The organism is Bradyrhizobium sp. AUGA SZCCT0431 (assembly GCF_018131065.1).
GTDB lineage: Bacteria > Pseudomonadota > Alphaproteobacteria > Rhizobiales > Xanthobacteraceae > Bradyrhizobium.
Map to the genome: position 1 here is coordinate 105,791 of NZ_JAFCLR010000023.1, position 21,349 is coordinate 127,139.

Genomic DNA, 21,349 nt, shown 5'->3' on the forward strand with positions numbered 1-21,349 from the left:
AGGCAAGGGCCTCTGCAATGACGAGGACAACAACCACCGACTTAGCCGAGTGGCTGGGTAGACACGGTCTAGGTCAGTACGCCAAAACCTTCGCAGAAAACAACATCGACTACTCCGTCCTTCCGGATTTGACGGAAAATGATCTCGAAAAACTCGGAGTATCTTCTCTAGGTCACCGTAAGAAGCTGCTTAGGGCCATTGAAGCATTGACGGCCGCGCGCCAGCGCACCGGCACAACAAAAGCGGTCTCAAGCGCCACTGTGGTGCCACCGTCTCTTGTGCAACATCGCGAAGCTGAATTCCGTCAGATCACAGTGATGTTCTGTGACCTGGTGGGATCTACGCAGCTATCGGAGAAGTTAGATCCTGAGGATCTCCAAAAACTCATTGACGCGTATCGGGTAGGGTGCAGCGCGGCGATTGGGCGCTATGGAGGCGAGGTCGCCCGCTATTTCGGCGATGGCGTGATGGCATTTTTCGGCTGGCCCCGTGCACACGAGGATGACGCCGTTCGTGCTGTTCACGCCGGCCTGGAGATTGTCTCCGGAGTTACGAAGATTGCAGGGCCAGTTACCCTGAATTGTCGAGTGGGTGTTTGCTCGGGTCCGGTTGTTGTCGGTGAAATTGGAGATAGTGGTACGTGGTCGATGGACGCGGTGGGAGAGACGCCGAATATCGCCGCACGTCTACAGACCCTTGCCACTGCCAACACGGTCCTCATCTCGGAATCGACGAGGCGTCTCGTATGGGCAGCTTTTGATTTTCAGGACCTCGGGCTCCAGGAACTCAAAGGTGTAACTGAACCTCTTCACGTGTATCGCGTGCTCGCGGCAAAAAATACCGCTAGCCGCTTCGAGGCTGCGCATACGGGCTCTCTTACCCCGCTCATTGGACGCTCAAGTGAAGTAAGCTTGCTGCTTGATAGGTGGCAGAAAGTCAAAGAGGGTGACGGCCAAGTCATATTGCTCTCGGGTATTCCCGGAGTCGGAAAATCAAGGCTCCTCCACGAATTGAAATCGCATATTCAGCAGGAACCACACGTCTTGCTGCACCATCAGTGCTCGCCCTATCACAGTCAGAGCGCATTCTTTCCGGTGATCGGGCAGATCGAACAAGCGGCCCAACTAACAGCTCGCGAGGCCGAGGCAGATAAGATTGCCAAGCTTACAACTTACCTTCCGCGCTCAACTGATAATTCCAAAGAGCCGGTCCTGCTCATTGCCAAACTGTTATCAATCCCTTTGGAAAATAACCTCGAATTATCTGGTCTTACGCCGCAGCAAATAAAAAACAGGACGATAAGCACGCTTGTCGACATGATCTTGGCGTTTTCTGTCCAACGCCCCACGCTCTGCATCTTCGAGGATGCGCACTGGCTAGATCCATCGACGCTTGAGCTGCTTGAATCGATTATCGGCCGGATCGACCACGCCCGCGTGCTACTTATTGTGTCGTGCCGGCCCGAGTTCCGCCCCACATGGATGACCCATGCGAACACCACCATGCACTCGCTCACTCGATTATCGCTCACCGAAGTGAAGGCGATGATCGGAGATATCTTGAGGGGAGGGAGCATGCCCCAAGCGGTGCTCGACCGGATTATCGAAAAGGCCGATGGCGTCCCGCTATTCATAGAGGAACTGACAAGCAGTATGTTGAGTGCGCCTTTACGAACCCGAGGCACTTTCGAGCCCGCAGCACAGCCAGCATTACTCAGGGTTCCGGACACGCTGAGTGATGCATTGATGGAGCGGCTCGACCGCGTTGCGCCGAGTCGCAGACTTGCACAGATTGCGGCTGTGATTGGGCGCGAGTTCTCCTATGATCTCTTGTCGGCTGCATCGCGAATTGACGATGACGATATGCTGTCGGCCCTCTCGTTGCTCGAACAGGCTGACATCGTCTATCGAGTCGGAATTTCGCCTTTCCTTCGTTTCGCCTTCAAGCATGCGTTGTTGCGTGACGCAATCTACGACTCTTTGCTTAGGAGTAAGAGGCAGCAGATACACGCGGACATCGCGGCAATCTTAGAGCATGACTTTTCGGAGCTCGCCGAAAATCAACCCCAAGTCCTGGCTTATCACTATCAAGAAGCAGGCAATCACCAACTGGCCATTCGTTGCTGGTTCAAGTCTGGGCAGGGCGCGCTCGCGCATTCCGCCAACGTCGAAGCGATTGCTAGCTTTCGAAATGCCCTTCAGCTTCTGGACGCTTTGCCGGAAACGCCTGAACGGATCAAACAAGAGATCGACATTCAATTGGCGTTAGGAATACCGCTTATCGCCATTCAAGGGTATGCCTCCGCGGAAACCCGCGAAGCGTTTTCGCGGGCTCGTACCTTATGCCTGCAACTCGGCGACATCCCTGAGTATTTCCAAGCCCTGTTTGGGTTGTGGGGGCACTCCTGGATGGGTGGAAAGAATGATGATGCGCTCCGCTTAGCTGATGAGTTCCTGTCACGGTCACGAGCGTTGTCCCAACCCGTGCCGCTAATGGTGGCTCATAGAGTGATGGGCAGTACGTTATTGACGATTGGGGACTTCCAATCGTCAGCGAACCATTTCGCGGAGTCAATCAAGCTCTCGATTGGCAAAGGAAAACAGCCCCTATCCAATCTTTACATGGTGGAACCCCAAGCGGCTTCACTTCTGCTCCTATCTTGGGACTTGTGGTTTCTGGGCTATCCGGATCAATCCCTTTCCCGCGTTTCGGAAGCGCTTGCCTTGGGTCAAGACCTTGGGCACCCATACACCGTGGCGTTCGCTCATTACATGACTTCTGTTGTGCACCTCCTGCGCGGGGATGCCGCTCGCGCCTTCGAAAGCGCCGAAAAAAGCTATGAAATGTCACAAGAACAGCGGTTTTCGCTGTACGTAATTTTGTCCAGAATTTCGCGAGGCCGAGCAGTCGGCGAACTAGGCCGACTTGAAGAGGCCCGGGACGAAATGGCACTGGGAATCGACGAAGCGCGACGTAATGGCGTCGGCTTCATGCTTCCAATGATGGATAGCTGGCTGGCGGACCTGTACGCCAAAGCTGGCGAAAATGAACGCGCTCTATCGATTGTCGAGGGGATCCTGGCCAATACTGGTGAGGTGACAGGCAGGTCATGGGAACCGGAATTGCATCGGCAAAGAGCGCAAATTCTTGTAGCGCTCAACCCATCGAAGGTAAGCGAAGCTGAGTCTCATCTTAGGAAGTCTATTGAAGTGGCGCGTGGTCAAAGCGCCAAGTCCTTGGAACTACGCGCCGCCACAAGCCTTGCAGAACTCTGGCGGACGCAAGGAAGGCCTGATGAGGCGCGCGCGCTGCTGGAACCAATCTGCCGTTGGTTTGACAAAGGAGCCGAAACGGCTGACGTTAGGCGGGCGCGCGACGTTCAAAGCGCTCTGCACTGATTCTCATCCTTGGCAGTCGATTGGTTAATTCGAATGCGCCAGCGTGGCGTCGATCTCTGCCTTTGTCACGTGCCGCTCGTTGATCGTTGCCCAGATCCGTCCGGTCAAGCCGTCTGTTCATTCTCGCATGTGGCAGCCTTTGGCGATACGATAAATCAACATTCCATAACATTCGATTGGCGAATGCGCCCCGCTTCAAAAATGCCTGACGGTGAGAAGCGCAATCAGAACCGCGCCCGAGACGCGGTCACTGCGACCATATTGATCAGGTTGTGCGTGGCCATCGATAGCGTCGAGGACAAATAAGCGAGAGCCAGGTTCGTCTTTGCCTTCTTGCGCTTTGTTTTTTGTGATGATCGCATTGCACTCCCGAGACGGCGGGTCGGGCCGCTTGGCAGCCCGACCCTGACGCTTTCCCTGTCGAGGCTTGTCCCCGATCTGCAAGCCACCATGGCATGGGCTCGGACGAAAACGCTTAAGCGGCCTGGTAAACCAAAGCTGACCAGCGCTGATGGTTTATGAATTCGCGGCCTCTCAAGCTGAAGTTGACCGCTTCAATGCGTCAACCACGCTTTTATGGTTCAATCGCTTTGCTTCTTCGAGCGGTGTTGTGAAATCGTCAATCCGCGTCCTCGCGCTGACGTCAGCTCCATGCGCCAATAGGAGCTCGATTGCAGGGACGTCGTCTCGGCTCACAGCGTAGTGCAACGGGGTCCAGTCATTTACTCCACGCTGCGCGATGTCGGCACCGCGGGACAGCAGCAGACGCAAAAGCTCGAGCCGGTCAGGCCGGTCGGTCGAAAGTGCCGCAATCAGTGAGGGGAATCCGGCTCGATCCAGGTAGTTGGGATTTGCCCCATGGTCGAGGAGCGTTTCGATGAACGCAAGCGGGCTCCAATAAATCGCGTACTCAAGCGGAAAGTCACCCAGCCCTAAATCCCAGGGATGCAGGCTATTCGGGAAGTCAGAGGGATCCCCCAGAGCCACAAGCAGAGCGTCGATGTCACCCTTCCGGTAGGCATCGTCGATCGCCTTGAAATCCCTATACTTCCTACACCGCTCCTCTTCTTTGGCATTGATACTTGCCGCCATTCTAGCCTTCGATACGGCGGACGGATTTCCAGGACGTGGCATGGGCGCGCCGCTCCAGTGAACGAGCCGAAGATACTAAATTCTCAGCGCGGCTGATAGCGGTCCAAGCCTTCGCCCCGCAGCAGGATCCCTTATGGGCGGGCCTTGCGCGAAAGTACAAGCGGCTGCCGATCCGACCTTCGTACATGGCGCGGCCTGTGTCGCATAGGATTTGCGCAAGCAAGTGCGGATCGTTGTGAGAGAGCCGATCTCAACTTCTGAATAGACCAGACGCGATTTTTTGCCTTCACTCTTCCATAGCGCACCTTTCGCGACGTTGGTCCCCGGTTCGAGTTCGACCATCAAAAGGCCGCTGGCAATCTGACCAGCGGCCGACCGGGCTCAAAATAACTGCGGGCTTAAACTCTGCTCAGCCCCGGTGCAATCTAGCTTATGTCTTGCTTACGCGAGTCGCATAGAACTGGATGTTGTTCCGTTGAAGGAACGGGACGAAGCGCTGCAAGCCCGCCACAGAATTTGCTGCGATCCGGGCTATTATTATTATCGAGCTTGTGCGACTTGCATCCGCTGTGCCTAGAACAGCGGACGCGGCGGTAAAGAACCATGCACCCAATGAAATGCGCGATAAGGTGTCAACGATGGCCCGTGGTGACGTCTTAAGTGACAACTCTGGACCGGGCAGTGTTGCTCATTTGGCGCGCGGTGTCGAAAATCGTCTGATCGCAGAAGGTGTGCCGGTAGTGGACAGACGACCGGTGAATCGCGAACTAGCCTCATGCCCGCTGTATTTGAGCGCCTTGCGTGTCGGGGGCGGTTGTGAGTTTTCAGATTACGGTTCTCAAGGTGCTGGCCGGATATCCAGAAGGACGCGCTTCACTGGAAGAGCTGAGGTGCGCGGTGGCCATTCTCATTTCCAGTGGCCCAGACTGGACTGACCGGACAAAACGTTTGGCGGCGCGTGCGCCTGGTCTCGATATCTTTACCCAAGCATTTGTCTTGCGCGACAAGTCCGGCTGGCAGATCACCGAAGCTGGCCGAGCTTTGCTTGCCTCGATCGAGGCTCCGCTACAGAAGATAAATCCGGAGCCGAGCGGTGCCGTTGTTTTACTTGTCCGACCTCCAGCTGCACTACCTCCGCTCCAGCCCGCGGGTACGAAGCATCGCCGGATGCGTCACCGCCGGAGAGACGGCCGGCGCCAGCGCCTAGGTCAGTGACATTGGCCGGGCGGCCTTATTCTGAACCAATTTGATCACAAGGCTCGGAGGCTCTCTGCACAGGGGGCTTCCCACGTGATTAGAGCGGTCGCGCTTGGAGTGGTTTGCCTAGCTGCACTAGGTGCTATTGCTGCAGCTGCGAAGAAATCAGCGCCGCCACCCGCGCCTGAAGTTGTCATGCCCGTAGTGGCTGGGAACAAGGCTGATCGCCTGCCGCTTGTAATCAATCTGGACACGCCGACTGCCTCTGAGACGGTCGATGTTGTTTATGTTCAGTCTAGCGAACAAGGCCAAGCCGATTTGCCACCACCAGCTCCAAAGCAAGCTGCCATTCCCCCGCGTCACCGCATTACTCCTCGTCATTGGCACGATCCGCTTGATCTTAACGCCAAGGTCGCAAGCAATAGAGCCAAGATTACAAAGCAATCAAAGAAGGGCGCCGCTGATAAGCCTCCGAAGCAGGTTAGTGAGGTCAAGCGGTGTCGTTCTGACGGGTTGGATCCACTCCTAAGAAAGCTGAACTTATCACCCCCGTGTGATTCCTGACGTCACTTCAGCGATCCGGCTCCATTGCGATTAGTGATCGCCTCTGCCCAATTCATTCCTGCCGAAGCGTTGCGGCTGATTCCCCGCTAATAGTTGGTTTAGTTCCAGCATGATCATGGTGGACCACAAGGAGTCCCGATCACGCGATTGCACCAGGCGAATACCTTGGAAAGGATCGAATCGGCCGGAGATGAAGGTAGTAGCGAAGTCCCAACGCTGCCGGATGACCTTTGGGTGGAGATTAGCGACGGCAGCCCACCCTTCGACAGAAGCATAGCAACCCTCCGATAGATTCACGCGTAAGCCCGGAAGGTTCAGCGCGTCACCCAGCAGAACGAAGACGTACCGCAGAACACACGGATCGAGCTCCGCATCGGCATCCATGTCGGCGACATTATCATCGACGACAACGACATTTTTGGCGACGGTGTCAACATTGCCGCTCGGCTGGAAGGTATTGCCGAGCCGGGCGGCGTTTGCATTTCCGATGACGCCTATCGGCAGGTTCGCGGCAAGGTCGAGGTCACATGCGATGACCTTGGACCGCAGATCCTAAAAAATATTACCGAGCCCATGCGAGCGTGGCGGGTTCAGCTTGGTGGTCAGCGCGCTGCAAAGGCGCAACCGGGCTCGTTGCCGGGCCAAGCTCCGGCGCTAGCGCTTCCGGATAAACCCTCCATCGCTGTACTGCCGTTTACCAACATGAGCGGCGATCCCGAGCAGGATTACTTCGCGGACGGCATGGTGGAAGAAATCATCACAGAACTGTCCCGCTTCAAGGGCCTGTTTGTCATCGCAAGGAATTCATCGTTCACTTACAAAGGTAAACCAGTTGACATCAAGCAAGTTGGGCGTGAACTCGGTGTTCTCTACGTACTCGAAGGGAGCGTTCGTAAGTCTGGGCAACGGGTTCGGATCACAGGGCAATTGATCGAAGCTGCGACCGGTGCCCACCTGTGGGCTGACAAGTTTGAAGGCGAGCTGCAAGACGCCTTTGACCTCCAAGACAAGGTTACAATGAGTGTCGTGGGGGCAATTGCCCCGCGACTAGTCTATGCAGAAGTAGAACGCGTAAAGCGTACGCCGCCGGATAAGTGGGATGCCTACGACCTCTATCTGAGGGGGATCTCGCTATACGGCGAGCGAAATGAAGAAGCGAACGCCCAAGCCTTAATACTATTCCGTAAGGCGATCGATCTGAAACCGGAGTTCGCGACGGCCTATACACGCGCTGCTGCTTGCTTAGCTATGAAGCCAACCTACGGGGGGTTAGCCCTCACCGAGGAGGAGCGAACCGAAGCCATACGGTTCAATGATCGTGCGCTCGCTCTGGAGCCTACGGACGCTTTCGTTTTGGCTTGGGCCTCTCTCATTTTTGCATTTACGATCGGCGACATGGAGCGTGGTTCTGATTACGTGGACCAAGCTCTCGCAATCAACCCCAACCTCTCGAACGCGTGGACTGCTCGCGCGTGGATTACCCTTTGCACTGGAGAAGCGGGAGAACTTGAACAAGGCTTGGAGGCATTTAATCGTGCGATCAGACTGAACCCCTTCGACGATCGGACTGTCTTCATTGCGTTGCGGGGCAAATGCTTCACGTTGTGGGCGCTGTTCCGTTATCCGGATGCCCTCGAACAAACCAAAAAGCTAATCGCTCGTGCCCCCAATGATCTGTACGCTTGGTTCATCCGATGGGCGATAGAGGCAGACCCGACTATCAAGCTGCGACATCCACAATTGCGGATTTCGGACCTGAGGAAATTGTTTGTTGAGCCGATACGAAACTTGCCGCGTCGAGCTCTGTTGGAGGAGGTGATCGAAAGGCTTGGCTTGCCTGAGTAAGGGATGTTTGGTTTTCTAGTCTTTGAGTTAAGGTCCGTTGTTGGCACAAAACCGACGTGCTGCCTTGGTCACCCCTATGTCGGTTGCTGGGGTAACAACAGAAGTCGCGTTTCGAGGGTGTAAGGCAGCGTTTGACCCAAAGCAGAAGTCGACCTCCGGGCGATCGGTAATTCCGGCCGTCCACCCTGTGCCAAATAACAGGCGTTTCATTCGGCGGATCAGATGCCTCGTGGGTCGATGTCCGGGTGCAAGGCCACGTACTCGATATCGCCATAGGCAATGCCGATATCTTGCAGGTCGCTGCCATTCAGGCCGTACAACGCGGCCCGCACCTTCTCGCGTTTGCGTCGCTCCTGAAGCGCATTCCAGCATCGACTGATGAAGCCGGGGACTTGCCGGGTCGAGGCGGCGGGCTGTCCCGATACTGTTATCGTGCTCATGGCGGTATCTCCTGGATGTTGTGTCCCCAGAGGATGCCAAGGCATCGGCGAGCGCGCTTTACTTGCTACTTACATTTTCGTCACCGGCAGCTTATTCTTTGCCTTGCCGGCGTGCTGGACCCCGGTGTTCGGAAGTTGCTCGGGGGAATGGCAGCTTGCGCTACCTCTTCGAAAGCTGCTCTTTCGATACCGACCGCCGCGAGCTGCGTCGGGGCGCTGAACTGGTTACTATCCCGCCTCAGGTCTTCGACTTGCTGGACTACTTGATCCGCAACCGGGAGCATGTCGTCAGCAAGGACGACCTGATCGAGGCCATCTGGAAGGGGCGTATCGTGTCTGAAACGGCACTCACGACCCGCCTGAATGCCGCCCGCACTGCGATTGGCGATTCCGGTGAAGAACAGCGCCTGATAAAAACACTACCACGTAAGGGCTTCCGTTTCGTCGGACCGGTTCAGGAAACCCACGGCTCTGCGGGCGCCGCAGTCGCCGGCACCCCTGAAAGTCCGCCGGGACCTGCCCTTGCGCTCCCGGAGAAGCCGTCGATCGCGGTGTTGCCGTTCTACAATTTGTCAGGCGATCCCGAACAGGAATATTTCGCGGACGGTATTGCGGTAGACGTGTTGACTACATTGTCGAAGATACAGGCATTATTTGTCATAGCACGCACATCAAGTTTTGTGTTCAAGGGACAGGCGCGCGACATACGGGAGATCGGGCAAATGCTCGGCGCTCGCTTCGTGCTAGAAGGAAGCGTTCGCAAGGCCGACAATCGAGTGAGATTGTCCGCGCAGTTGATCGACAGCCTGACCGGTGGCTATGTATGGGCGGACCGTTTCGAAGGTGATGTCGATGCCATGTTCGAGCTGCAGGACCGGATAACGCAGGATATCGTCGCCGCGCTCGAGGTCCAGTTGACGCTTGGCGAAGAGGTGCGGGTGTGGCGCAAACGCTCTGGCAGCCCGCTGGTGTACGACCATTTTCTCAAGGGTTGGGACTTATACATCAACTTTGCCAAGCACACCCATGCCGAAGCGCGGAGCGCGTTCGAACGGGCGTTGGCAGTCAACCCACACTTCATTCCGGCGCTTGGCATGCTGGGGCTCACACTGACGGACCAGGTTCGCTTTGGTTGGGAGAAGGACCAGACGACAACCTACGAAGCAGCACTGGAGCGCGCGGCTCATGCCTTGGCAGTCGACCCGGATAGCGACGTAGCATACGTGACGCTGGGCTACATGCGCCTGTTTCAGCGTCGGCACGACGATGCCGTAGCGGCCGGAGAGAAGGCGATTGCTCTGTGTCCCAACAGCGCGAGCGCCTACCACATCGCAGGTATGATTCACGGCTATGCCGGTGATTTCCGAAAAGCCGCCCAGTATGAGGAGCAGTCGCAGCGGCTCAGTCCCCTTAGCCGCAACGAATCGAGGGTCGACGAGGCGCGGGCGAGGTTTCATCTCGGGGATCTTGTTGCCGCAAGAGACATTGCCTCACACGTCCTGATGGAGAGACCTGGTTGGCTGAGTGCGCAAACGACTCTGGCGGCAGCGCTCTGGAACCAGGGCAATGAGGAAGAGGCTCGCATCATGGTAAGGAAGATGACGGCGAGCCATCCCAATCTGACTGCGAACCGCTGGGCGCGGGGATTGCCTTACCGCCACCAGAAGGACCTTGACGAGTTGATCGCGCCATTACGAATGGCCGGCCTCCCTGAGTGAACGCAGAAATCCCTTGTGGCGTAGCTCAAAGCTGGCCAAGGGTGTCGGGCAATATTACCCATCGATTGGTCCAGAACGCCTATTTGGCTGGTGGAGTGACCTAATGATTACGGCAGGTTGTGAGCGGCTTGGGATCGAGGTTCCGATAATTCAAGCGCCCTTGGGTGGGCTGGTCAGCCCCGCCCTCGCTGCTGCAGTCAGCAACGCTGGCGGCTTGGGCACGCTTGCACTGTGGGGGGCGGACATACAGGCATTGCGTCAGCAGGTCCGCGAAACTCGCGCTCTCACGACTAAACCGTTCGCCGTCAATCTGAACTTAGATTTTCCGCAAGAAGAGCGCCTTGACGCCTGTTTGCAGGAGGGCGTGCCCGTTATCTCATTCTTCTGGCGCGATCCTTCCGGCCTTGTGACACGCGCAAAGGCCGGTGGTGCCACAGTGCTCCACACCGTTAGCACGGCTGCAGAAGCGGGGCATGCAGTAGAGAGCGGAGTTGACGTCATTATCGCACAAGGATGGGAAGCAGGGGGCCATGTGCGTGGAAAAGTCGCAACGATGGCACTCATTCCCGCAGTGGTCGATAAGGTCGGTCCAGTTCCCGTCTTTGCAGCGGGAGGTATTGCCGACGGTCGCGGGCTTGCTGCTGCCTTAGCGCTCGGCGCTTCGGGGGCATGGATCGGGACCCGTTTTCTTGCGAGCAGCGAGGTGCCAATTCATCCGTACTATCGCGAGCGAGTTTTGCAGGCCACAGAAGACGATACCGTTTATCTCGACGAACTATTCGACATCGGCTGGCCCAAGGCGCCTCATCGCGTACTGCGCAATAGTACTGTCGCTGCTTGGGAAGCCGCTGGACGTCCGGCAACGGGCAAGCGGCCCGGTGAGGGTGATGTGGTCGCCACGTCAAAATCACGCGGACCGATAGTGCGGTATCGACCGGCTCCGCCCGCTGCTGATGCTGAGGGCGATATAGACGCGTTGGCGCTTTATGCGGGGCAGAGCGTTGCCCTTGTTAACAAGAGACAACCCGCAGCGGAGATCGTGAGCGAGATTGTTGGTGAAGCTCAAGCCATCTTGCTTGGGTTAGCTCGGCAGCTAGGAAATTAATGCTCAGGGCGCATCTCTGTTCCTGGCGGCACTTAGCGGACATAACCAGCCGCACCGGCGATGTCCGCCTACGGGGCCGGAAGTAGGTATGTCTCAGTTTGGAAGTTGGGCAGCTAGATCGCATCGAACGCCGACCATGCTGACAGCGAGACCACCCGTGTCCTGCAGAGCCTGCTGCATCGACGGGCCAGTCCGATGCACTTGGAAGGCTTCCGGACTTGTGTAGACCTCGTACAGCATGATCGTGTCGGCTTCCTCCAGAGGGAGCAATATCTCGAACGTCAGAGTGCCGGGTTCGGTTGCAAGGCAACGTTCGCGGTGAGCCTTCAGATGCTTCAGGTATTCATCCCGTTTCCCCGGAATAGTCTTAATGGTCGCTACGAGTGCCATGTTGGTCACTGGTTCATCCTCCCTTGCGAAGCTTACCGCTGAGTATTCGCATACTGACGTATCATGTTTAGAGCATCTGATGTGATCATTGTAATGCTGAGGAATGCTGCTATGCCGCTCACAGCCCCCACAGGCGAAAAGCGGTTCGCCGAGTTGTCGGCAACGCCGCCAAGATCCGACATCACCACCGAGGCGGCAAAAACGCCACCATGGCCGGATATCCGCTTCTGGCACGAAACGGACCAGCCGCGCCGGTCGGTTGGCGTCCGTTGATAGGTGCAAAGCGGAAGTAGCGTTTCGGCGCCGACAGGGCAGCTTTTGACCCAACGCGGACATCGGCAGGCATCTGCCTGCCCAGTGGACATTTTTTCTCCTATTTGTGATCCAAACCCGGCGCTACCGTCGGCCGCTCCCGAACCTGAACTCCACTTCCACCTCGATTGGCCCACCAGTGTCGCCGAGGTCCCGCCGCACTTCCTCGCGCACTGCGCGGCGGGCTGGCTCAGGTAGCGAGACGAACTCTTGTCCAGCCGAGCCCGCACCTTGCTCAAATGGTTCGAAGTAGGCGTCAAAAGAAGGTAGCACGAAGCGGTGGTTTTCCGTGGCTATCTCTACGTCGCGGAAGCCTGCAGCCTCGAATAGCGATCTAAGTTTCGTCTCGTCGCCCAGTGAAAATACGCGTGCAGTGGCCTCCGCTAACGTCGGCACGTAGCGTGCGATGGCATGGTTGATGCGAAAATTGTACGATCGTTCTGGGACGGTGGCCACCGAAACAGCCGCGCGTCCGCCGGGGCGAAGCACGCGATGGAATTCGGCGAGGCCGCACCGCGGGTCGGGAAAGAACATTAGTCCGAGGCTGCATACGACCGCATCGAAACTTCCATCCAAGAATGAAAGCGCCTGCCCGTCCTCGACGGCAATCGACGCGTTTTTTGCGTGGCGAAGGCGCGTGCGCGCCCTTTCGACCATTGCAGACGAGATGTCGGCGGCAGTGATGTGCCCTGTCGGACCGACGACACTAAGGGCCGCTTCGGCAAAAAGCCCTGTGCCCGTGGCAATGTCGAGGACACGCATTCCCGGCGCGATGTGAGCAGCGCGCAGCAGAAAAGGCAGGAAATGGTTTGTGACGTGCGCAAAGCCACGGTCGTAACCTGCGGCTGCTTCATCCTTGTAAGTCAATTCCTCTGCCATCCGGGGCTCCATCAATTGACTGCCCTACATTAGAGCCAAGGCGCACACGAAGGAAGGTGATTTCCGCTATTGGCACCTTTGAGACATGCCGACCCTTAGCGGATTGTCCGCTTGTCGGGGTAGACCGGAAATGCTCAGCGCACGGTCAAAGAGGCGCGATTGACCCCAATCGGACATTCAACGGTCACCTTAAGCCCCGACGCCGTTCAGTCTGGGAGACCCGCCTGCCGCAGCGTTCTAATCCATGATTCGGTCGTGGACTCATTGCGGTTCTGGCGGCGAACAAAGTCAGGATCGATGCGGGCATGGGGCTGGGTCTGCAGCAATTGCCGGATCATATCGCGCGCCTCGTCGACTCGGCCGAGATCGACGAGCGCCACGGCTGCCGCTCGATAGCCGCCCGCCAATTGCGGCAGCGTCAGGATGGCGCGTCGTGCCCACGCGAGCGCATTTTCCGGATGCCCGGCGTCGCGGTAGCCAATGGCGAGTCCTAGTTCGCAATAACCGCGGAATGGATCGCGCGGACTCAGCCGCAGGGCGCGCGTGAACATGTTGATTGCTTCGTTCGGAAGGCCAGCTGCTGAATGTACCCAGCCGCCGTGCATGATCGCAGGAAACCCATTGGGATTGAGCATCAGCGCACGCTCCGATCCGGTCAGCGCAGTTTCGATGCTGCCGCCTAACAACGCGATGGTCATCGCCGCGAAACTCGTGGCCTCCGAATCGTCGCCTGTGGTCGCCAATGCAGCATGCGCGAGCCGAAGCGCTTCCGGGATCGCGTCAGGACCGAATGAATCGACCGAATGCATGATGCACGCGGCCCGTAGCGCCAGGGCACGGGCAAAGTGAGGATCTCGGGAGATCGCCTGCTGCGTCAAATCTAGCGCGGCACGCAAGTTTGGCCCCGAGGGTTCCCTGAAGGCCGCTGACGCGCGCATGTAGAGATCGTAGGCGTCGAGACTGGTGGTCGGCTTGCGCAGGCTCCGTTCAATTTCGGCGTGCCGCAGATTGGGCTCGATGGCGCTCACCACCTCTGTGGCAACCCGGTCGTGCATGTCGAAGATTTCCTCGAGCTCGCCGTCGAACCTATCCGCCCATAGGTGCGCTCCGGTCTCGGCGTCGATCAGCTGGGCGGTAACGCGCACACGTCTCCCAGACTTGCGGACCGAACCCTCGAGCAGATAACGAACGCCCAAATCTCGCCCGACTTGTCGCAGGTCCCGCGCTTGGCCCTTGTAGGTGAAGGCTGAACTCCGAGCGATGACGAACAGCCACCGCACGCGGCTAAGGACTGTGGTGATCTCCTCAACCATTCCGTCTGCGAAGTAATCCTGCTCCGGATCCCCTGACATGTTTTGAAATGGCAACACTACGATGGACGGTTTATCAGGCAGCGTGAGAGCCGGCAGCGCCGGAGGGCTCTCGCCGCCGATGGCAAAGATGTGAACCGGACGGCTGATGTTTTTAAGTTCGACCTCGCCGCGATCATCGAAGGAGGTGCTGAGTCGATCACGAACCTGCTCGTGGACGGCGCGAGACAGGGCAATACCGCCAGGGTCGGCGATGCCTTCGATACGCGCGGCGATGTTGACGCCATCGCCCATTAGATCCTCTCCCTGGACCACGACATCACCGATATGGATGCCGATGCGCAGCCGCAGCGGTTGACCCTCACCGGCCTTTGCCTCGACCTGCTTCTGGATTTCCATCGCACAGGTTACGGCCTGAACCGCGCTAGTGAACTCAACTAGAAAGCCATCGCCGGTTTCCTTGAACAGGCGGCCGGCATGCCGGGCGATGGCGTGATCGACAATGTCGCGCCGCAGGGTTGCCAGCCGCGCGAGGGTGCCGGTTTCATCTGCACCGATCAGGCGGGAATAGCCCACGACATCGGCAGCCACTATTGCTGCCAATCGCCTTACAACCTGCTCGCTCGTCATTTGAGCCATCCTTGAAGCTGCAGTCTGCCGCGGTAGCTAAGCAGAATTGCATCTTATGTGACGGGCGCGCCGGTGTCTTCCTCGGTCCGGCCCCAGTTTTCACGATTGGACCGGTGAGGCCTCAACAGCAGCTCTGTTCCGCTCTTGGCACCTTTGAGACATGGCGACCGACCCTGACGATGTCCGTTTCCAGGGTAAGACCGGAAGTAGGCGGCCGACGACCAAAATGACGCGATTGACCCAGCTCTGGCATCACTCCTCTGGTATTCCGGCCATTAGCATTCCCTCGCGGATGCGGTTGCTGCCAGCACGGAAGATCGGGTCAGAACTCAAGGAGAGCCCTCTCGTCCGGCGAATCGTAAAATCCGGATCCAAAGCGAATCCCGCGAGCGCAGCGGCCCGCGCTTCTTCCACTGAACCGACGAGAGCCAATGCGGCAGCGAACTGGAAGTGCGCGAATGGATAGTTTCGATTGGCTTCCAACGACCGGCGCAGCCACTCAACCGCTTCGGTGTCCGCGCCGAGGATCAACTTCACAACGCCGAGCAAGTGCATCCAACGATGGGCGTTGATGTCGCGTGGGGAAAGGTGCAGCGCTTGCTGAATGTGAGCCTCACTTTCTGCCCCACGACCAATGAAGACCTTTGCAAATCCGAGGAATGCGTGCGCGTAGGCCAGATTGCGATCAAGCTCCAGTGCTTGTTCGCATTCTCTAACGGCCAGCGTTGCGCGGTTTGTGAATAGTTGCAATCCAGCCAGTATGAGATGAGCGAAGGCGTGACGTGGGGCCACTGACAAGACCTTAATCAGCGTCGCTTCGACCTGAGCGAGGCGCGAACCCCGGTCATCAACCATGAAATTTGTGACATCTTGTAATTCGACATTTGCGATGCCAACTAACGCGGCGATGTTCTCCGGATCGAGCGCCAACGCCTGTTCGAAGAAGCGGCGAGCAAGTGCGATGTACTTAGGTGTAATCCCTTGGTTTAAGTAGTTCTGCCCTTGGAAATAGAAATCTAATGCATCGGGATGCAGCGAACGTTGCCCACGTTGCGCTTCAGCTTCGATAAGCGGGGCGTTAAGCGCGGTAGCAATTCTTGCGGTGACTTCATCCTGCATTTCGAACAGATCGGTAACCGGCTTGTCGAACTGATCTGTCCAAAGGTGTGTGCGCGTTTCTGCGTCCACAAGCTGAACGTTGACGCGAAGTCGATTTTGACCCCGCCGTACCGAGCCCTCAAGCACGTAGCGCACGTTTAGGTCTCGGCCGATCTGTTTGAGATCGACCGCCTTGCCTTTGTAAGTGAATGCTGTATGTCGGCCAATGACAAACGTGCCTCTGATGCGCGACAAATCCGTAGTCAGGCTCTCGGTCACACCATCGACGAAATAGTCTTGCTCGGGATCACCGCTTAGGTTGGAGAAAGGTAAAACTACGATAGAAAGGTGGGGCGGCGAAAACGACCTTTGCGTTGCGCCATCGTTCGGCGCCGAACTAGCCGACGCAGTTGCGGGCGTCTGCCCTTCCTGCACTGCGCCAACGAAGCGGAAGCCTTTGCGCGGCAATGTTTTGATTAAGCGCTGCTTGTCACCGCTGTCGCCAATTGCGCTGCGAGCGGCATTTAGGCGGGTCGTCAGCGCGGCATCTGAGACGATGCGTCCGTTCCAAACGGCGTTGATGAGGTCGTCTCTGCTTACCACGCGTTCCCTGTTTCGGATCAGGTATTCGAGCAGGTCAAAAACTTGCGGTGTGATCGACACCGCATCCGCCCCCCGATGCAGTTCGCGCCGTTCCGTATCAAATGTGTAAACCTCGAAGAGATAGCGCAAGCTGCCATTCCCTCTCGGGGTCCCCTCTGAAGCCCCTGGAGCACAAAGAATAAGCTGCCGGTAAGGGAAATGTAAGCCACCAGTTAAGCGCGCCAGCGCATCTTGCGGCAATTTGGCCCGGTGAACAGTCCAGACAGGACACACCGCAATGAGCACGATCCAAGCGACCACCAAGCTGGGACCGACAACCGCAAAGCGACAGGTCTACAGTCCTCTCGAAACATATTGGAATGCATTTCAGGAGTGGCGCAAACGCGAGAGGCAGCGAACCGAGTTGTGTCGCCTGACGGACAGCGAGCTTATGGACATTGGTATCACGCGCGGTGAGATCGACTACGTCGCCTCGAACTATTCCATCTCGCCCGATCCCCTCCGTTGGAAGTCTGATGTCGGCACCCTAAGATGACCGCCATTGGCACGAAACAGACCAACTGGACCGGTCTGTTGATGTCCGTTGACCGGGGTGGACCGGAAATGGCTGGCCGACCGTCAACCGACGCGATTGACCCGGAACGGACATTGACCCTGGCCCTACTGTCCCGGACGCACCAGCGGTCTAGCGGCAATCATCTTTTTTCGTTGCTTGTCAGAGAGGCGAGATTGCCTGGAATTGTCTTCTCGGGCGAGGTGAGCGGCTATCTGCACGCCTATGCCACTGCCGACGCACGATTGCTTTGGGAAGTCGACACGGCGCGCGACTACGCTACCGTGGATGGCGTTTCGGCACGCGGTGCCGTCATGCAGGGGCAGGTCCAACCATCGCGCGCGCTGCGCGAACGGGCTCGTCTTGTTCGGGAGGCAGGGTGAACTGGAACACTGTCCCCCGCGGTTCATTCGCGGTGACCCACAGCCGCCCTCCGTGCGTTTCGATGATCGAACGGCAGATGGCCAGGCCCATACCCATGCCGTCCGGCTTGGTGGTGTAGAAGGCCTCGAAGAGTCGATCCTCACTCGTCGGGTCCAGCCCCGGACCGGTATCCCGCACCGCGAAGAGCACACCGTTCGAGGTATCCGTGTTCGTGCTAATTCGTAGCTCCCGCGGCCCATCGTCGAGGCAGCTCATTGCTTCGACCGCATTGAGGATCAGGTTGAGAATGACCTGTTGCAGCTCGACGCGATCGCCCTTGATGAGCGGCAAGCCGGTCGCAAGGTCGGTCTGTAATGAGACGCCATGTCTGAGCACTTCGCTTCGGGTCAGGGCAATGACGTCGAGGATAGTGTTATTGACGTCGATGCTATCTTTCCGCGCGGGTGCTTTCTTGACGAGGGCACGGATCTGGTTGATGACCTCGCCGCCTCGCTTGGCGTCATTGACGATGTGATCGAGCGTCTGCCGCACCTCCTCCAGATTCGGCGGTTGAGAACTGAGCCAGCGCAGCGCGGCCTGGGCGTTGATAAGCGTCGCGGCGATGGGCTGGCTGACCTCGTGGGCGACCGAGGCGGTGAGCTGGCCCATCGTTGCGACACGGTTGGCGTGCGTCAGCTCCACCTGCCTCTCGCGGAAAGCCTCCGCAGCTCGCTTACGTTCGGTGATGTCGCGGCTCAGGGAAATGAACAGTCGCGGGCCGCCTTGGCAGAACTCTCGCACGCGAATCTCGACGGGGAACACCGTGCCGTCTTTTCGGCGATGGCGACTCTCGAACGTTACGATGTCCCCCGCCTTGAGGCGCTCGGCGTAACGCTACCACGTCACTGTGTTCAGATCCGCATCGAAATCGAACGGAGTCATCCCGATCAGTTCGTCCCGGCTATAGCCCAAGCTTTCGCAGGCGTTTCGATTCACGTCGAGAACAATTCCATCCTGGTTGTGGAGCATGAACGTGTTGGTCGCGTGGTCTACGAACTTGCGGAAACGCGCCTCGCTCTCCCGTAGCGCCTGTTCGGCGCGCACGCGCTCGGTAATGTGCCGCCCGACGCCGCGATAGCCGACGAAGCGCCCCTCTTTGTCAAACACCGGGAGCCCCGAGACGGACACGTAGCGCTTGCCGCCGCCGGGCGTCGGCCGGGCGAGCTCGAAGTCGCGGAACGGGAGATGGGCATCGAGCGTCTCCCGGTGCTTGCGCCAGGCCTCTGCATTAGGCTCCAGGTACGGCACTTCCCAGCGCGTCTTACCGATCTCGGAGCCCGGCGCCGGCGCGTCGGCAAGGCGATCGGCGAACGCCTGGCGGATAAAGCGATGCTGCGCGTCGGTCTCCCAGTACACCTCGAAGGAGAATTGCACGAGGATGCGAAAGCGCTCCTCGCTCTCCTGCAGCGCCTCTTCCGCACGCTGGCGCGCTGCCAACGTTTTCAAGTCGGCCTGCAATACGTCGCGCCACAGCAGCATGAGTCTGAGGTAAAGACCGCTATACTCGTTCCTTTTGTTGTCACAAACACAGAGAGTTCCGAATATCTCGCCGTCGGGCCAAGCGATCGGTACACCCAGGTAAGAAATCAATCCCAAATCACTGTCAGGGCACAACTTCCACCGTTCGTCCTGGCGGGCGTCAGGGACAAGCAGCGATTGGCGGGTCTTCATCACGGTCTCGCAACAGAATCCTGTATCGAGCGATACGACGTCGCAAGGTTTCCGCTTGGGGCTGCTGGATATGAAGACCTTGATGCCGGGCGGCTCCGCCCGCATGATCAAGACGGAAGGGACGTGCACGATCTCGGCAAGTAGATCCACGATCTCCTGCCACTTGCTGACGATCTGAGAGGGTACTTGAGCAGGATGTGGCATGGTCGATCTTGTGGCCGAAGAACAATTGATCTCATCGAATCATATTTTTGGGACGAGTAGCTCGCCGTTGCGCGTCAGCGGCAGATTGTCTCCCAACGGCCTTGAACATTGGATGCGGTCAATCTCGCTCCAGCAGCGAATGATCGATCAGGGCATATCGCGTGACGACTATACTTACGTATGAAGTGGCTAGACCTTCGCACTCCGACGCGGATTATCCCTGAACGTTCGCTAGAAACTATCAACGTCGAATTGGAAGCCAACCTGGCGCCTCCGCGTCACATGTTCGGACCGTTATCGGGGAGACAAGAACCATCATGGCCGGTAGGCAGTACCTCAGCGCCAAGCGGCGACCATCAGGGAAGTAAACTGCCTCCCACTTGAACGAACAGATAACCACCTCGGTTGGCGGCTTCCTTCAGGCTGAGCCGGACGAGGTGATCGAATGATTCTGATTTTCGCTCTTGGCACATCTGAGACGTGCCAGCGACCACTGGATAAGTCTGCTAATTGGGGAATAACGGAAGTGGTCGGCTCAGGATCGGAACGACGATTATGACCCACAACGGACGTCGCATCTATTGAGAAATGGGCGCTCGATTGTGGGCGCTTTGTGATACTCTGCCCGGTGGTCACACGTGCTAGGATTTGGCAATTCCACAAGGCGTGGTCCTTACGTATGCGGAGGCGCGAGTTCATCACCCTTCTGGGCGGCACGCTCGCCTTGCCGCTCACCGCGCGCGCGCAGCAGCCCGAGCGGATGCGGCGGATCGGCGTGCTGATGGCATATGCCGAGACTGACCGGGAAGGACAAGCCTGGGTGGCGGCGTTCGGGGAGGGACTTCAGAAGCTCGGGTGGACGGAGGGCCGCAACATCCGGATCGACGCTCGCTGGGCAGCGGCTGACGTGGAGGCGATGCAACGATTCGCGAAGGAACTCGTCGCGCTGCAGCCCGACCTCATTCTTACGCAAAACACACCCACCACTGCGGCGATGCTGCAACAAACGCGCACCATCCCCATCATTTTCGCAAACGTTGCCGATCCGGTCGGCAGCCGCTTTGTCACGAACTTTCCGCGGCCGGGCGGCAACGTCACCGGTTTTGTTCTTTTCGAGCCGACGATGGCCGGCAAGTGGCTGAACCTGCTCAAGGAGATCGCGCCGAACGTCAATAGGGCCGCCTTCCTGTTCAATCCGGCAACAGCGCCCTATGCCGATTACCTCGGCTCATTCGAGGCCAGCGCCCGGTCCCTCGCAGTAGAGGCGATCGCTGCACCTGTTCACAGCCCGTCCGAGTTCGAAGCCGTCTTTAGCGCACTGGCGCGCGACCCAAACGGCGGTCTGGTCGCGATGGCGGATATTTTCCTGTCCAACCATCGCGTGGAGATCACAACGCTGGCCAGGCGCTACCGTATTCCCGCGGTCTATCCTTTCCATCAGTTCACGGAAGTTGGCGGCCTGCTGTCCTACGGAAATGACCCGCCCGATAATTTTCGGCGCGCGGCGACCTATACCGATCGCATCCTCAAGGGCGAGAAGCCGGGCGACCTGCCGGTGCAGGCGCCGACAAAGTACGAACTGGTGATCAACCTCAAGACCGCCAAGACGCTCGGCCTCGAAGTGCCTTTGCATCTCCAGCAGCGCGCCGACGAGGTGATCGAATAGCTGGACGCTATGTCCGAGTCTGGCACTTTTCGGACCTCGCGGCTGATGCGGACAATGTCCGTTCGCGGGGGAAGAGCGGACCTCGTCAACGCAAGCGCTGACTTCCGAAAATGACCCTGGCTGTGTGAAAACGCCGCTGCTTTGCTATGATTCTCTCGTGATTCTGCGGGGGAAGCTGATGCGGCGCTTCGTTGAGCAGGCGGATCGTGGGCAGTGGACGCTATTGCCCGAATGCCTTGATGATTTCATTG

14 protein-coding genes and 2 pseudogenes are annotated in these 21,349 nt (G+C 58.0%); 7 read left to right on the top strand and 9 right to left on the bottom strand.

The window, feature by feature from the left end:
- Positions 1 to 17 precede the first annotated feature (17 nt).
- Positions 18 to 3,398 carry an adenylate/guanylate cyclase domain-containing protein gene (locus tag JQ567_RS22705; protein ID WP_212440845.1) on the top strand — a complete coding sequence of 1,127 codons (3,381 nt, stop codon included), beginning with the start codon at positions 18 to 20 and terminating at the stop codon, positions 3,396 to 3,398.
- Between the two features lie 534 nt (positions 3,399 to 3,932).
- Here JQ567_RS22705 and JQ567_RS22710 read toward each other — a convergent pair.
- Together JQ567_RS22710 and JQ567_RS22715 are read right to left on the bottom strand one after the other, a co-directional pair.
- A complete protein-coding gene (locus tag JQ567_RS22710) occupies positions 3,933 to 4,490 on the bottom strand; it encodes an ankyrin repeat domain-containing protein (protein ID WP_212440846.1) in 558 nt (185 codons plus the stop codon).
- Positions 4,491 to 6,281: 1,791 nt separating this feature from the next.
- Complete coding sequence (locus tag JQ567_RS22715; protein ID WP_212440847.1) at positions 6,282 to 6,635, bottom strand: hypothetical protein; 354 nt, start codon at positions 6,633 to 6,635, stop codon at positions 6,282 to 6,284.
- Between JQ567_RS22715 and JQ567_RS39095 the strand changes: the two are divergent.
- Together JQ567_RS39095 and JQ567_RS22720 are read left to right on the top strand one after the other, a co-directional pair.
- Positions 6,630 to 6,749 (top strand): annotated as a pseudogene (locus JQ567_RS39095) (hypothetical protein); the annotation flags it as partial. The gene JQ567_RS22715 and the pseudogene JQ567_RS39095 sit on opposite strands and share 6 nt — an antisense overlap.
- A 204-nt stretch (positions 6,750 to 6,953) precedes the next feature.
- A complete protein-coding gene (locus tag JQ567_RS22720; RefSeq protein WP_249165623.1) occupies positions 6,954 to 8,096 on the top strand; it encodes an adenylate/guanylate cyclase domain-containing protein in 1,143 nt (380 codons plus the stop codon).
- Positions 8,097 to 8,314: 218 nt separating this feature from the next.
- Here JQ567_RS22720 and JQ567_RS22725 read toward each other — a convergent pair whose 3' ends face one another.
- Entirely contained in the window at positions 8,315 to 8,536 is a 222-nt protein-coding gene (locus JQ567_RS22725; protein WP_212440848.1) for a DUF1127 domain-containing protein, read from the bottom strand.
- A gap of 155 nt (positions 8,537 to 8,691) precedes the next feature.
- Between JQ567_RS22725 and JQ567_RS22730 the strand changes: the two genes are divergently transcribed.
- Complete coding sequence (locus JQ567_RS22730; protein ID WP_212440849.1) at positions 8,692 to 10,254, top strand: winged helix-turn-helix domain-containing protein; 1,563 nt, start codon at positions 8,692 to 8,694, stop codon at positions 10,252 to 10,254.
- A 103-nt stretch (positions 10,255 to 10,357) separates the two neighbouring features.
- Positions 10,358 to 11,359, top strand: coding sequence for a nitronate monooxygenase family protein (locus tag JQ567_RS22735; protein ID WP_212440850.1), 1,002 nt, complete (start codon positions 10,358 to 10,360; stop codon positions 11,357 to 11,359).
- A 93-nt stretch (positions 11,360 to 11,452) separates the two neighbouring features.
- On the opposite strand, the gene JQ567_RS22740 is transcribed toward JQ567_RS22735, so the two are convergent.
- The 4 genes from JQ567_RS22740 to JQ567_RS22755 all read right to left on the bottom strand — a co-directional run bounded on the left by JQ567_RS22740 (position 11,453) and on the right by JQ567_RS22755 (position 16,710).
- Positions 11,453 to 11,749, bottom strand: coding sequence for a putative quinol monooxygenase (locus tag JQ567_RS22740; protein WP_249165632.1), 297 nt, complete (start codon positions 11,747 to 11,749; stop codon positions 11,453 to 11,455).
- 396 nt (positions 11,750 to 12,145) lie between these two features.
- Positions 12,146 to 12,940, bottom strand: a complete 795-nt coding sequence (locus tag JQ567_RS22745; protein ID WP_212440852.1) for a class I SAM-dependent methyltransferase — start codon at positions 12,938 to 12,940, stop codon at positions 12,146 to 12,148.
- 206 nt (positions 12,941 to 13,146) lie between these two features.
- Positions 13,147 to 14,880, bottom strand: coding sequence for an adenylate/guanylate cyclase domain-containing protein (locus tag JQ567_RS22750; RefSeq protein WP_212440853.1), 1,734 nt, complete (start codon positions 14,878 to 14,880; stop codon positions 13,147 to 13,149).
- A gap of 252 nt (positions 14,881 to 15,132) precedes the next feature.
- Positions 15,133 to 16,710, bottom strand: coding sequence for a winged helix-turn-helix domain-containing protein (locus tag JQ567_RS22755; RefSeq protein WP_212440854.1), 1,578 nt, complete (start codon positions 16,708 to 16,710; stop codon positions 15,133 to 15,135).
- 148 nt (positions 16,711 to 16,858) lie between these two features.
- Here JQ567_RS22755 and JQ567_RS22760 point away from each other — a divergent pair, with 148 nt between their 5' ends.
- Positions 16,859 to 17,116, top strand: coding sequence for a DUF1127 domain-containing protein (locus JQ567_RS22760; protein ID WP_212440855.1), 258 nt, complete (start codon positions 16,859 to 16,861; stop codon positions 17,114 to 17,116).
- Between the two features lie 330 nt (positions 17,117 to 17,446).
- Here the strand turns inward: JQ567_RS22760 and JQ567_RS38265 are convergent, their stop codons facing one another.
- A complete protein-coding gene (locus tag JQ567_RS38265) occupies positions 17,447 to 18,166 on the bottom strand; it encodes a sensor histidine kinase (RefSeq protein ID WP_249165633.1) in 720 nt (239 codons plus the stop codon).
- Between the two features lie 60 nt (positions 18,167 to 18,226).
- Positions 18,227 to 19,432, bottom strand: a pseudogene (locus tag JQ567_RS38270) (PAS domain S-box protein); the annotation flags it as partial.
- A gap of 724 nt (positions 19,433 to 20,156) precedes the next feature.
- Between JQ567_RS38270 and JQ567_RS22775 the strand changes: the two are divergent.
- Positions 20,157 to 21,098, top strand: coding sequence for an ABC transporter substrate-binding protein (locus tag JQ567_RS22775; protein ID WP_212440856.1), 942 nt, complete (start codon positions 20,157 to 20,159; stop codon positions 21,096 to 21,098).
- Positions 21,099 to 21,349 lie beyond the last annotated feature (251 nt).

What these genes read in the sequence shown, in the direction of transcription:
- JQ567_RS22705 (WP_212440845.1), top strand. Translation starts at nt 18, where the DNA reads ATGACGAGGACAACAACCACCGACTTAGCCGAGTGGCTGGGTAGACAC.
- JQ567_RS22710 (WP_212440846.1), bottom strand. Translation starts at nt 4,490, where the DNA reads ATGGCGGCAAGTATCAATGCCAAAGAAGAGGAGCGGTGTAGGAAGTAT.
- JQ567_RS22715 (WP_212440847.1), bottom strand. Translation starts at nt 6,635, where the DNA reads ATGGATGCCGATGCGGAGCTCGATCCGTGTGTTCTGCGGTACGTCTTC.
- JQ567_RS22720 (WP_249165623.1), top strand. Translation starts at nt 6,954, where the DNA reads ATGAGCGGCGATCCCGAGCAGGATTACTTCGCGGACGGCATGGTGGAA.
- JQ567_RS22725 (WP_212440848.1), bottom strand. Translation starts at nt 8,536, where the DNA reads ATGAGCACGATAACAGTATCGGGACAGCCCGCCGCCTCGACCCGGCAA.
- JQ567_RS22735 (WP_212440850.1), top strand. Translation starts at nt 10,358, where the DNA reads ATGATTACGGCAGGTTGTGAGCGGCTTGGGATCGAGGTTCCGATAATT.
- JQ567_RS22740 (WP_249165632.1), bottom strand. Translation starts at nt 11,749, where the DNA reads ATGGCACTCGTAGCGACCATTAAGACTATTCCGGGGAAACGGGATGAA.
- JQ567_RS22745 (WP_212440852.1), bottom strand. Translation starts at nt 12,940, where the DNA reads ATGGCAGAGGAATTGACTTACAAGGATGAAGCAGCCGCAGGTTACGAC.
- JQ567_RS22750 (WP_212440853.1), bottom strand. Translation starts at nt 14,880, where the DNA reads ATGACGAGCGAGCAGGTTGTAAGGCGATTGGCAGCAATAGTGGCTGCC.
- JQ567_RS22760 (WP_212440855.1), top strand. Translation starts at nt 16,859, where the DNA reads ATGAGCACGATCCAAGCGACCACCAAGCTGGGACCGACAACCGCAAAG.
- JQ567_RS38265 (WP_249165633.1), bottom strand. Translation starts at nt 18,166, where the DNA reads ATGGGCCAGCTCACCGCCTCGGTCGCCCACGAGGTCAGCCAGCCCATC.